This window comes from Paenibacillus sp. FSL F4-0100 (assembly GCF_037993005.1).
GTDB lineage: Bacteria > Bacillota > Bacilli > Paenibacillales > Paenibacillaceae > Paenibacillus_AQ.
The window spans coordinates 7014943-7028683 of the sequence record NZ_CP150303.1 but is presented as its reverse complement, the minus strand read 5'-3'; the positions used below and the strand labels follow the sequence as shown (position 1 = coordinate 7028683).

Here is a 13741-nt window from a genome sequence, read left to right as displayed (position 1 = left end):
CATGGTAAATCTACCACGAACCGCCCCGATTTATAGTTAGAAGAGCAGTTCAGCAAGTTGTTGAACTTCTTGCTTGGCATTAGGATAAACTTTAATTAATTTATCCATAAGCGTGTCGTCATTTAATCCCTGCTGCTGTAATGATGCAAGATACCATATGGCGATATCCTGATGTGTTGCTTGCGACAGATCTTCCTGTATGCCGATTCTTAGAGCATCGGACGCTTGTTTGGGTTGATTTGTAAAGAAAAACATCTTGCCAGCCTTTAAGATCATGTCCGGTGTGTTTTTAAATGCACGTCCTTGTAATTGCCCGTCCGGCAATGTAGTAAGATACTGAATGCCTGATTGTACCTCAGTGAACGCTGTCGTTGCTTGTTTGAAGTACTTGTTTTTTGCAGCGGTATCGCCAGTTCCCAGAGCATTCATACCGAGGTCGTAGCCTTTATTGATAAGTTGTTCATACCACTCAATATCCCATTTGTATTTATGAGCGTTGTTAATGAGTACCTCGTAGGCCTCCTCTGGTTGTTGCTTCAACTCATATCCGGCAATCAACCGTTTCAGGATGGACTTATTATTGGGTTCGTACTTTAATGCCTTGTTTAGCAACTGTAAAGATAATTGATAGAAGGCTTCATCTTGATTCTGCATGTAGACGTTGTGATACAGTGAACTCATGAGCAGAACGGAATCCGGGTGACTTGGCCGGATGCTTAAGTCCTTGTCGAGCGGAGCCTTGATCTCTTCATACGATGAACTGACCTGAGCGGTTATTCTTGCATCCATGGCTGCTTCAGCAGCTTGAACATAACGAATGGAGGTAATCAGTACGATAATCGCGCAGAGGCTGACAAAGGCAGTGTACACACCGCTAGCAGTTGAATTTTTCAGGTTCCATCGTTTAACCGGTTTACTGTCCATTGCAGCAGCCATCCCGCCCAGTCCAAGGAATACGAGTATCCCTAAAAAGACGTAACTCATGTTAAAGTCCAGAATACTGTGCATAAAGATTGACAAGACAATAATGAGATATAAGAAGTGCGAATTACGGTTTTCTTCATTGTCTTTGATATAACGAAGAATATACTTATAAAAAATGAACAAAATGAACGACATGAAAATAAGGAATCCGACAATACCAACCTCGACCAAATATTGCAGAAAGAAGTTATGGGCCTGGCGGCTCGTATACGGATTATTTTGATATTGTTCATACAATGCAGACCATGCTCCCCCGCCTGCGCCGATGATAGGATAGTCTGCAAGTAGTTTTACAGCATCTCTATAGAATGTAAACCGTTCCAGAACACTATGCTGATTGAAGTTAATATTCTCAAGCCGGACGCTGATGTTCTGCGGGAGTATATTTTTCAGGCCGGTTCCGATGAACAGAAAGATCAGCAGCCCCCCAACCATTAAGGAACCGAGCGGAATCCACAGGGCTGAGCCTTTTTTTGCGGACCAATTTTCTAGTGCTAATTCCAGTTTCGGAGCAATGAAACGTTGGATTAACCAACCGAGTATTCCTACGACTACGGAAACACCGAGCAAAATCCCCCAGCCTTTAAGAGCTTCGCTACCGCTAAAATCTTGATTCAACTGTAATCCAAGCTCTGTAACCGATTTAGATATGAGTAAGGAAGCAACACCTGCAATTGCACAATAAAGAATCCACAACAATTGCTTTGCAGGCTTCAGAAATAATAGTAGTAGAATGAACACAACCGGCAGCATGACAAGCCCGCCACGGGACAATGTTAAGAGTAAAGATACAATGATAGGTACCAGCATGAAACTGTGGAACACCTGAGCATACCATTTACGTGATGTCGTAATAAAAAAGATTGCCGCAAACAAGAATGCCATTAAAAAGGCGGCATATGTATTCGCATATTGGAACACCGAAGTCAGACGCAGACCGTTGGAGTCTGTCATAACCGCATGTCTATAAATGCCGTTGGAGACTGTATTGGAGAACAACTTCGCGATGGCACCGGCCGCTTTACCTTGACCGAACCAGTTCAATAAGCCGAACCCGACGATCAGGTAGGCAACGGTCATGATGGTGGTCTGTATGATTCGGTTTCCCAGTTTGTCACGAAGCACATACAATCCAATGATAAACATAATGGCATAGATACAATTAATGATGACCATGTTCATAGCCAGATAATGAGACGCTGCGCTAATGAGTGAAAGTATGTATGTTAGAGGTAATAAAAGAACGCCGACCGCAAGCCAGTCTCTCTGATCTTTGAGCTGAATACTTTTATAATATTGTGCAATCCAGAGAAATAACAATAGACACGCTAATATAGCAGCCCAAAAAATAGGTTTCTCAAATTCTAGCATTTGTCCGTTAAATAATGCCGTCTGAAATGGCGTCCAAGCTAAAAAAAGGATGATCCCTACTACTAACACCCAAAATAAAGCCGATCTAGTCTCTCTCTTCCTCGACTCGGCGGTCTTTTTCCCATATACTGGTTTCGACAACATAATTAGCTCCTTTTCGTGTAGATACGACAATATTTTAGCATAGGCACTTATGGTAGACCAGTTACATTAATGAATTCACCGAAATTAGCAAGACAATATGAATCGATTGAAGTAGAATTAATTAAAGTAATTGTAGAAATAAAGAAGGTTATATCATTATAAGAAGGATGATGTAGAAAATGAGAACTGTAAACGTATCCCAAACGGTGTCACTTTCAAACAATAATAGCTTTGCTTTATTTGGCGGTCCTTGTGTAATTGAATCAGAATATGTCGTAATGCACTTAGCTGAAAAAATTAAAGATATTACAACAGAATTACAGATACCCTATGTTTTTAAAGCGTCATTCGACAAAGCTAATCGCTCCTCTGGAAGTTCTTTCCGTGGACAAAGTATGGTAGAAGGTCTAAAGATCCTTCGTAAAGTAAAGGAAACTTTTGAACTTCCGATTGTTACAGATATTCATGAGTCGTATCAAGCGGAACCTGTGGCAGAAGTTGCTGATGTACTACAGATTCCTGCTTATTTGTGCCGTCAAACAGATTTATTAGTTGCTGCTGCAAAAACGGGTAGAACGATTAACGTGAAAAAAGGACAGTTTTTAGCTCCCTGGGACATGACAAATATCGTAAAGAAGGTAGAGGAAGCTGATAATTATAATATTTGTTTAACTGAGCGCGGTACCAGTTTTGGATATAACAACCTAGTGGTAGATTATCGTGGATTGGAAATCATGAAAGGTATAGATTATCCCGTTATCTTTGATGCTACACACAGTGTTCAGATCCCAGGTGGGAATGGAACATCATCGGGAGGACAACGTGAGTATGTACCTACATTATCAAAAGCTGCCATAAGTGTTGGTGTTGCAGCTCTGTTTATGGAGATCCACCATGATCCTGATAATGCTCTTAGTGATGGGCCAAACATGGTGCCACTTCATGAGTTGAAAAACTTACTTGAGCGCCTTCAACAGTATGACAAGGTAACGAAAGGATCGTTTTAATATGTCGTCTTCAATAAAATTAATCTGTTTAGATGTTGATGGGACTATGACAGATGGTTCAATTTACATTGGAACCGATGGAGAAATATTCAAAGGATTTAATGTTAAAGATGGTATGGGCATTCAACTTGCGATGCAGGCAGGTGTCCAATTTGCTATTATCACGGGCCGTGAATCCGATATTGTATTAGAGCGTGCAAAAGAACTGGGGATTACATCTGTGTATCAAAAATGCGGTAATAAGGATGACGTTATCCGGACATTGAAAAGACAACATCAATTAGCTAAAGAAGAGATTGCTTATATTGGTGATGATGTAAACGATGTAGTGGTACGAGATGAAGTTGGTTTATTCGTAGTAGTCGGTGATGCACATTCGAAAGCTAAGCAAGCAGCAGATATCATTTTGAACTCTGGTGGCGGTAAAGGAGCAATCCGCGAATTCATTGACGAAGTGATATTAAATGATTAAAAGATGGGACTGTTGTATATGAATACTAGTTCTATAGAAGGAACAGATATGATATTTAAGAAGGCGCAGGACCTTTTAGAAGAAGAGATTGAAGCTATTCATCAAACCAAAGAACTGCTTGACGAGAATTTTATCAGAGCAATTTCATTGATGAATGAATGCACGGGCAAATTGATTGTTACGGGTATTGGTAAATCTGGACATGCCGCACGAAAAATGGCCGCTACCATGGTGAGTCTAGGAATTACGGCTGTATATCTCAATCCGGCTGAAGCCGTTCACGGCGATTTAGGTATTGTTCAGGAAAATGATATTGTGATCGGAATCAGCAAGAGCGGTGAATCTAAAGAATTGATTGCAATCTATCCTGCTATTAAAAACTTGAAAGCCAGCATAATCACAATAACTGCTAATCCGTATTCCAAAATGGCTCAGTATTCTGATGTTGTTCTTAGAATTGGAATAAAGAAAGAGGCGGGACATTTAAATTTAGCTCCGACTTCCAGTGTTATTGCTAGTCTGGCATTAGGGGATGCGTTAGCAACGATTGTTGCAGAAATGAAGGGATTTAGTGAAGAACAGTTTGCTGTTTATCATCCAGGAGGATCATTAGGATCTATTTTAACTTTGAATGTAGAAGACCTTTTGTCTGAGAAAAGTTATTCCGCAGTAAATGAAATGGATTCATTCAAGCAAGTTCTAATTGAACTTACTACGAAGAGAATAGGTGCTACAGTGGTCATGAACGATAATTCAGTTGAAGGGATCATCACTGATGGTGATTTGAAACGACTTCTAGATAAATATCAAGAGAAATGCTTTAATTTGCTAGCTGGCGAGATTAAAGTGCCGTATCCAATAATAATTCAAAAAGGTACTAAAGTTGTTGATGCCATTAAGATGATGGAACAAGGTGAACGTTCGATTTCGGTTGTTCCTATTATGGAAGGAAGTAAGTATCTAGGGATATTGAGGGTACATGATGTTTTAAAAGGGTTGAACGCATAAGATATTATTTAATCTTAATTTTAAGTTATATTGACTTATAATAATTCAGCTTGTTACTGCTTGTATTGAAAGGTGATAGCAAAATGATGCTTAAAAACATAAGGATTACGAATAATCATCCAAAAAAGGAGAAGGCAATTTTAGGTGTAATTATTCCATTCAGGTTCACTACTTCAAGGCCGGACGCTTTAAATAGAATCTCTAATATCTTCAAAAATCCTAGACCAATTGAAGTGAGATTGTACTTAGTAGATTCCGGGAGTCCTGAGGAGGAGGCAAAGAAGGTTAGGGAACTTTGCGTTGCTAATAACGTTGAGTATATTTATATTGACACACGTAATGAGATGTTTTCAGCTGGAAAAGCGCGTGACATAGGAGCTATATATTCTAATACTGATTTTATAACTTTTCAGGATATTGATTGTTTGCCGTATGGTAACTTTTATAATGATTTATTGAATGAGATTGTAAATGAAGAATTGAATACAAACCAAAATGATTTTTTTGTAATACCATGCCTCTTTTTAACTGAAAAAGGAAGTGAGTTATATCTTAATACTCCTGTTGATAACAGGAGAGAGCTATTTTACAGAAACTATTTTTATGGCAATAGTGAACTTATAAAGTCTTTCGCATTAAGTGCATCTTCAATAGTAGTACATAGATTGCATTATTTGTCAATCGGGGGGCATAATAAGATCTTCCGAGGGCATGGATTTGAGGATTTTGAATTGCTTCACCGAGCTTCAACTTACTCTAACAAATATAAAAGACCTCGAAATTATTATACTGATAAGAAGGATTGGGACCATCCTGATTATGAAGGCTTTAGGAGTATGTTCAGATTATATGGGGATCTTTTAATGTCAAAGGGAATATTTACTTGTCATATATGGCATCCCACAAAAACACTAGAGTTAAGCTATCGTTCTGCTAGTAAGAAAAATGCAGAATTACTAACTGAATCCATGAAGGATTTCGATAAGAACGGTATAAATCCACAACCATTACCGGATATAAATAGGGGGAAAACACTTGCCCTAGGGAAAGAAAATAATGCTTTTTATAAATCGATATGGCAAGTATTACCTCAGTTTGGTGTAGTTGAGTATGTATCAGAAGATAAGTTTAATGACGCAGAAGAAATTGTAACATTTATAAAAAAATATAATTACAACCGTGTTCTTATGCCCAATCCTTATGGGAATCCTAAGAGATTAGAAATGTATCAAGGTCTCAAGAAAGCTGGTATTGAGTATGTGGTAATGGATAGAGGGGCTCTTCCCGAATCTGTATTTTTTGATAGTAATGGCTTTAATGCTGACAGTAGTTCATATGATTCTGATAAATGGGACTTCGATCTTGCTCCTGAGGAAGAGGAATCTGTTAATAATTACATTCAATCAGAGAGAACAAGTAGTATAACTTTGGAAGAGCAGGGTAATCGAGTTGGTGCTGACTACTTAGCAGAGAAACTATCAATTTCACCTTACAAGAAGGTGTTATTTATTCCTTTTCAAAGGCCCAGCGATACTGTAATTAAATATTTCTCAGGCTCAGTTTCTGACATGAGAGGATTTATTGATTTTGTGGAAGATTTGTCCCTCAATTTATCTGATGATTGGGTTGTACTTGCTAAAAAGCATCCATTGGAAAAGGAAAAACCAGATTCAAATCGGATTGTTTTTGTAGAAGATTCTACACATATAAAGGATTTATTAGAGTTAGCTGATGCAGTTTTATTGATTAATTCTGGTGTCGGTGTATTATCAATGATATTTGAAAAGCCTGTACTTTACGTTGGGGATGTATTCTATGCTCATCCAGAAATAAATCGAAAAGTTAGTACACCAAAGGAAGCATTAGCTATACTGGATAATTTATTTGTCGTTAATTCTGATAAAACAAGAAGATTTGTGAATTATTTAATAAATAAGTTTTATTCCTTTGGTATTTTTGAAAATGAGATAGTAGAAAAAGATGACGGAAGTCATTTTAATATTACAAGGAAAATTCAGTTTTATAAAATAAGAGTGCCTGGAAGTCCGGAGAGAAGACTAACAATTAGAACCAGACATCTCATAGATACTAGTGCACCGGCATATGCTAGATATCGAGCCTATTTACAGAATCATAAAAAAAAGAAGAAAATAACCAATGAATCATCATCGACAGCGATATGGTTTTTAAGGCAATTGATAAAATTATTTGTAAATCCAAGAAAGTTCATAAAAGACTTTCGGGGGTGGGTTAGGAAGAAAAAGCTAATCTAACATTGGGGATTATGCTTCAAACTGAGTTTGTATATTTTCCCAGTCTCTTTATGGAGTAATGATTAGGTAGAATATGAATTTATATGACTCAATTAAGATAGGGGATTCAAGATTAAATGTTAGCCAGAACATTTAACGATATTTCAAAGTATAGAGATTATTTATCTTATAATATTCGTGTGAATCTTAGGTTGAAGGTTTCGAACACCTTACTAGGTTATTTTTGGTGGTTGCTTGATCCATTACTTCAGATGTTGGTGTATACCATTATTGTGGCTTTTATTTTTGATAAAGGTGAGGCTAACTTTCCAGTCTTTGTATTCTGTGCTTTGTTAAGCTGGAAATGGTTCAGTTCTACTGTGATGTACAGTGCTAATTGCATCAAAGCCAATAGTGGTGTGTTAAATCAGGTGTACGTTCCTAAATTTCTTTTACCGTTGCAGGAAACGGTTGTTAATTTAATTAAATTTCTGTTTGGATTTATAATACTGTTAGCCATGCTAGTTTTCTTCAAAATTGTTCCTACACTTCACTTCTTTGAAATTATCATAATTATTGCATCTAATTTTCTCTTTATTTTTGCGGTGTCACTGGTCATGACTCACTTTGGTGTGTTTATTAGCGATATGCGTAATTTTCTATCGCATGTTAATAGAATATGGTGGTATTTATCTCCGGGAATGTACAGCTTAGAAATTGTTCCCGAGCAGTATTCATGGCTGTTTTGGTTAAATCCTAACACTGCTTTTTTTGAGAGCTACCGTAATGTGATTATGTACGGTCAATCTCCACATTATTTAGCACTATTTATCTGGACTTCTATTAGTTGTTTACTGATATTTTATGGGTTACGCAAGCTATATGCGTTTGATCGAAGTTATTCGAAAATTGTTTGAAATGGGAGATTCTGAAAAATGAATCAAATTATCGAAGTTGAGAACTTATCATTGCAGTATCGCTTCATCAAAAGCCTGAGCTTCAAAGAATGGGTTACATATACTTTCAAAGCTTCGAAACAAGATTCCAAAATGAAGTTATTTGAGGCTCTGCATGATATAACTTTCAAGATTGAAAAGGGAAAGACGGTAGGGATTATAGGTGAGAATGGAGCGGGCAAATCAACATTGTTAAAAGTATTGGCAAACGTTTATGCTCCTGATTCTGGTAATGTAAAAATCCATACAGATTCTTCCTCACTTCTTACACTGGCTACCGGATTCAAATCTGATTTATCAGGTTACGAAAACATTTATATTAATGGCCTGTTACTAGGATTAACTAAGAAAGAGCTTGATGAGAAAATGAATGAGATCATAGCCTTTTCTGAACTAGGTGATTTTCTGTCTAATCCAGTCAGGACGTATTCGTCAGGCATGAAATCTAAACTTGCCTTCTCTATTGCCTGTCATATTGATCCCGAACTGCTCTTTATAGACGAAGTATTTAGCGTCGGCGATGCAAGGTTTCGTAAGAAAAGTAGTGCGAAAATTAAAGACTTAATTAAATCGGATAGGACTGTTGTCATGGTGTCCCACAGTGATGATCTAATTAAGGAAATGTGTGACGAGGTTATCTGGCTAGATAAAGGTAAGCTTATTGCACAGGGAGCAACGAAGGAGATATTGAAAGATTATATAGCATATTCTAATCGATGACTGAGCTGGTTCTTAGGGGATGGTAAACATTAATGTCTTTATCTCAAGTATGGGAAATATAGAATTTGGTATCCCTGTTCTATTAAAGCGCTTGACAGAGGAGTTGAATCATCGCCAATGTCGGTGCTTTTATTTTTCTATTCCGAATGGAAAAGGTATAGATGGGGATGAAGAATTATATCGTGCATTAAACATAAATGCGGAGAGAGTTAATATTATTAGTAACGATTTTATCGAGTTTAGTGAATACCTTAATTATTCCAGCAGTGAACTTGAAGATATGATAAAGTCAAACGTTGGTTCTTCAGCTAATAAAGAAATATCTCTAAACCAAGCCAAAGAATATCTTGAGCGAATTAATAGAGCCGATGCTGAGTATGGGATAGATATGTTTATTGTTTGGGGGATCAGAATTAGGGAAAGAACCATATACCGCTATGCTAGGAAGCATGATATTCCGATTTTTATATTTGAACATGGCTATTTTAGGCCCTTTACTCTGACTGTCGATTCTAAAGGGATCAATTATGAAAATTCACTACCAAGAACACGACAATTCTATAAGAATATCGACTTTGATCAACATAGATTTAATGAATTTATTGAGTCACCGGAACTTGCATGGAAAGATGAAGAGATTACAAAGGAATTTAGACTTATTTGTGATGCAACGGCTCAAAAAGAAGAAAAGACTAATAAAAAAAGAATCATTAATCGAATTAAACATATGGTTAAACATAAGAGCGTGAAGCAAGCATTAATGAAGCGTGCTATTATATTTAAAGCACATGTAAGGAAACTTAGAGCTCAAAGAAAAATGGATTACTACAATGATATAACAAAAAAAATGATAGAGTCAGGGGAACGTTTCATATTTGTACCCTTTCAATTAGAAACAGATACCCAGACGATGTTGTTTTCACCAAACATAAAAACTATGCTGGACCTTGTTAGGGTGCTGTCCGAATCACTAAATAGTTATAATACTGAGTATAAAGATAACCTTAAGATTATCTTTAAAACGCATCCTATGTATAAGCTCAAGGAACCAAATTTAGATTTGTTTAGTATTTTAAGAGTCTGTAGCCAGAATAACAATCTAGCAATTACGTCATCAATTGCTACAAATGAACTGATTGCCAAAAGTGAATGTGTGATAACTATTAATTCAACTGTTGGAATTGAGGCTTTATCTGCGAATAAAAAAGTTATAACACTTGGAAATGCTTTTTACAATATTGAGGGGATCGCCCATCATGTCAATAATATGAAAGACTTAGTGAAAGATTTGAATACTGTTTTAAATTCAACTTTTGAGAAGGATCTAGTACAACGATTTTTATATTACATTCGCTTTAATTATTTTTCTGAGATTTATTATTTAAACCCAGATCAGGATTCAGTTAAACGATTGGTTGATCGTATTCTTAACGGGAACAAAGGGGAGTAGAGCTTTGATTGGCATATATTCAAAAGGAATCGCATCGATTCCCTTTTTGGAATCATTCCTACAAGACGAGGTTATACTCAATCCGACTAATATGGAAAACATAACCAAAATAGCCGGTTGGGGTAAAAAGCCAAGCGCAATGCGGGCGATTAAAAAGGCTCAAAAATATGATGTGCCCTATCTCTCTCTTGAAGATGGTTTTATTCGTTCGATACAATTAGGTGTAAAAAATCGCCAAACATTATCTCTAATAGCTGATCCGATAGGTATATATTATGATGCGACGACCCCTTCGCAGTTAGAGGATTTGTTAAATCAAGGGAATTTTACTGGAAGTGTTATAAGTGAAGCTAGAGAATGCTTAGAATACATTCAACATAATAAGATTAGTAAGTATAATCATACATTGGATAGTTTTAAAGTTAAAAGAAATAGTAAAGAAAATATACTACTAGTGGATCAAACCTTGCATGATATGTCTGTGTCTTTAGGTTTAGCTAATGAATCTACTTTTCAGGAGATGTTTCGTTATGCATTAGAGACGTATCCTGATGCGAACATTTATATAAAATATCATCCGGATGTTATCGCAGGTAAAAAGAAAGGCTACCTTAGTGAATTATCTATTGTGAATGATAGAGTAACGATTATAAATGTAGATACTAACCCGATCGAATTGATAGAACAGATGGACCGGGTCATGGTAGTAACTTCTCAGCTCGGTTTTGAAGCGTTAATGTTGAATAAAAATGTATCATGTTTTGGATTGCCCTTTTACGCTTCATGGGGACTAACAACAGACAGTATAAGGTCTGAGCGCAGAGTTCAGAAAAGGACTTTAGAGGAACTTTTTGCAGCCTCTTACCTGTTATACCCTAGTTATATTCGACCACAAACGGGGATACCAGGAAGTTTGATGGATGTTCTTACGTATATAAACAAAGAAAAGAATCAAGTACAAGCAAAAACTAAATATTATTTTCTTGAAATTCCAAAATGGAAGAGAAACTTCTTAAGACCATTTTTTCCGGAAAGCACTATTGATGCATGTTTCCTTTCTAAGAGCGTTTCATTACCAGATGATGATCATACAAGTAGTCATCATAATTATGCAGTGTGGAGTTATGGGGATGAAAAATCCTATAAAGTCCCTAAAGATTCTCTTATACGTATAGAGGATGGGTTTTATCGATCAGTAGGTTTGGGATCAAATTTTCACCAGCCTTGGTCACTTGTTGTTGATGAAATAGGAATGTATTTTAACTCGCAGCAGCCTAGCAAGCTAGAAAATATATTAAATAACAAAGAATTTGATGAGTATGATATTAAGGAAGCTAAGCTGATACATCAATTCATAATAGATCATTCTTTGACAAAATATAACGTTGATTATAATTCGAGTTTTAAGTTAGAGAATAATGATCGCAAAAAAGTTATTTTTGTTCCCGGTCAAGTTGAAGATGATGCTTCGATAAGATATGGGTGCAATGGCGATATTAGGACAATTGAGCAATTACTAGAGTATCTTAGAACTAAAAATCCAGATGATTTCATTCTATATAAACCGCATCCCGACGTTTATATGAAGAATCGAAAAGGAATAGAACACACTAAATTTTGTGATCATGTTGAGACTAGGGCAAGTGTTTTACAATGTATTCAGGTTGCTGACGAGGTGCATACCCTTACATCACAAGCTGGATTTGATAGTTTACTGCAAGGAAAGAAAGTTTTCACATACGGTGGACCTTTCTACGCTGGTTGGGGGTTAACTAACGACGCTCAAACATTTCATCGACGCAATCGGGTGTTATCATTAGAAGAGCTCATAGCAGGTAGTTTGATTTATTATGCAAAATATTATAATCGTGACTTAAAACATTTAACTGACTGTAGATCAGTATTAAGAAAATTAGCTGCCCAGAAACGCAACCTTCCATATACAAAAACATTCTTTGATACGAATAAACGTAGATGGATACGAAGATGCGTGCTGCAAGTCAATGAAATGTTAAGGCGTGATAACAAATGAATGTCGATACGGTGTGTTTTTTTCCTATTGTTCGGTATCAAGCTAAGCTCTTCTATTCTATGGCAGAAGCATGGTTAAGCACAGGTTATATTAAGAAAGCCATTTTTATTTGTCCTTCTATTAGTAGTTATGATTATCTCAAAAAAAAAGGAATAATTACGACAGTATTCTTACCAGATCTTTTTGTTGAAAACTCAATGAACAATGATATGCGTAGGGACACTAATACCGAAATGAATGTCGTGCATTTTGAGATGAAAAAAAACGAGATCTTGGGCAAGTGGAGTCGTAAGCAGTTTGTTCAACCAAATCAGTTACTTTTTGAGTCAAGAGTATATAAACATGTATGGGAAAAGTTCCTTACTACATATCGTATTGACATTCTTATGATTTGGAACGGGTACATTTTACCTCAGAGGGCGCTGCTTCAATTCGAAGAAATAAAAAGAAACACCAAAGTGCTGTATTTTGAAAATAGTTATGAGCCTAGTTCTTTTGTAATGGATAGTAAGGGAGTAAATGCTAAGAGCAGTTTTGAAAATAGTAAAAAAACTAGTAGAAGAAATTCTCTTGAATATAGCGAAGTCCATGAAAAAGAGGGCGTCACCCCAGCAGTAACCAAGCTTACAGCATATATTAATACAAGGGTTCGTTATGCACTAAAACGATCTAGTAGTAGATACAAATATATATTGAGATATGAGCATTCACAACCAATTATAAGAAAAATTGAAAAAATTTGCGAAGCTCTCTTTTATAAGCAACCTGAGCTCCCTCAAGAGTTTTTTTTCTTTCCATTACAAGTTATAACAGATTCACAGTTAATTGATAATTTCAATAAGGAGCAAGAGTCGGTTATTGCTAAGTGTCTGGAGATTATTCAATTAGTAAATGAGGGACGAAATAAACCCATTTATTTAATTATTAAGGAACATCCAAGACAAGAGATAAACGGATATCTTAAATGTTTAAGGGAGGAGTATAGTTCTCCGTATATACTATTCGTTAATTCTGGAGATACCTCTGCTTTACTAGAACAAGCTATGGCAGTGATTACTATTAATTCAAGTGTCGGATATCAGGCGTTGAAGATGAGGAAGAATGTGTTTGTCCTGGGTGAGAGTCTTTATACAGGAGACGGGTTAGCTAAAAAGGTAAGAGATTGGGAGCATCTAGAGCGGGTAATTCGTATGTTACTAGAGGGACATACGTTTATTGATTTTATTAAAATAGAACAATTTATTCATAATTATAAGGAATATTCTTATTCTATAGATGTTACAAACAATACTCTTAAAAAAATATGGCATGATATGAATCAAATAATTTATGGAGGTCAATAAAC

At 36.2% G+C, this 13741-nt stretch carries 10 protein-coding genes; 9 read left to right on the top strand and 1 reads right to left on the bottom strand.

All coding sequences use genetic code 11. From position 1 onward, the window contains the following. Window positions 1-36: 36 nt before the first annotated feature. Window positions 37-2496 (bottom strand): O-antigen ligase family protein, encoded by a 2460-nt coding sequence (locus tag MHH48_RS32040; protein ID WP_076326486.1) that lies wholly within the window; start codon window positions 2494-2496, stop codon window positions 37-39. Window positions 2497-2678: 182 nt separating this feature from the next. Here MHH48_RS32040 and kdsA point away from each other — a divergent pair, with 182 nt between their 5' ends. The 9 genes from kdsA to MHH48_RS31995 all read left to right on the top strand — a co-directional run bounded on the left by kdsA (window position 2679) and on the right by MHH48_RS31995 (window position 13739). Further along, the gene (gene kdsA / locus MHH48_RS32035) at window positions 2679-3506 is read left to right on the top strand and encodes a 3-deoxy-8-phosphooctulonate synthase (RefSeq protein WP_076326462.1); all 828 of its coding nucleotides are present in this window, start codon (window positions 2679-2681) and stop codon (window positions 3504-3506) included. A 1-nt stretch (window position 3507) separates the two neighbouring features. Further along, a complete protein-coding gene (locus MHH48_RS32030; RefSeq protein WP_076326463.1) occupies window positions 3508-3978 on the top strand; it encodes an HAD-IIIA family hydrolase in 471 nt (156 codons plus the stop codon). Between the two features lie 48 nt (window positions 3979-4026). Then, entirely contained in the window at window positions 4027-4986 is a 960-nt protein-coding gene (locus tag MHH48_RS32025; protein ID WP_076326464.1) for a KpsF/GutQ family sugar-phosphate isomerase, read from the top strand. An 83-nt stretch (window positions 4987-5069) separates the two neighbouring features. Further along, a complete protein-coding gene (locus tag MHH48_RS32020; RefSeq protein WP_076326465.1) occupies window positions 5070-7259 on the top strand; it encodes a glycosyltransferase in 2190 nt (729 codons plus the stop codon). 116 nt (window positions 7260-7375) lie between these two features. Further along, entirely contained in the window at window positions 7376-8155 is a 780-nt protein-coding gene (locus tag MHH48_RS32015; RefSeq protein ID WP_076326466.1) for an ABC transporter permease, read from the top strand. An 18-nt stretch (window positions 8156-8173) separates the two neighbouring features. Next, window positions 8174-8914 carry an ABC transporter ATP-binding protein gene (locus MHH48_RS32010; protein ID WP_076326467.1) on the top strand — a complete coding sequence of 247 codons (741 nt, stop codon included), beginning with the start codon at window positions 8174-8176 and terminating at the stop codon, window positions 8912-8914. Window positions 8915-8933: 19 nt separating this feature from the next. Further along, the gene (locus MHH48_RS32005) at window positions 8934-10364 is read left to right on the top strand and encodes a hypothetical protein (RefSeq protein WP_083659861.1); all 1431 of its coding nucleotides are present in this window, start codon (window positions 8934-8936) and stop codon (window positions 10362-10364) included. Window positions 10365-10368: 4 nt separating this feature from the next. Further along, entirely contained in the window at window positions 10369-12396 is a 2028-nt protein-coding gene (locus MHH48_RS32000; RefSeq protein WP_083659862.1) for a capsular polysaccharide biosynthesis protein, read from the top strand. Further along, entirely contained in the window at window positions 12393-13739 is a 1347-nt protein-coding gene (locus MHH48_RS31995) for a hypothetical protein (protein WP_076326469.1), read from the top strand. The genes MHH48_RS32000 and MHH48_RS31995 overlap by 4 nt, the downstream gene beginning before the upstream one ends. Window positions 13740-13741: the final 2 nt, after the last annotated feature.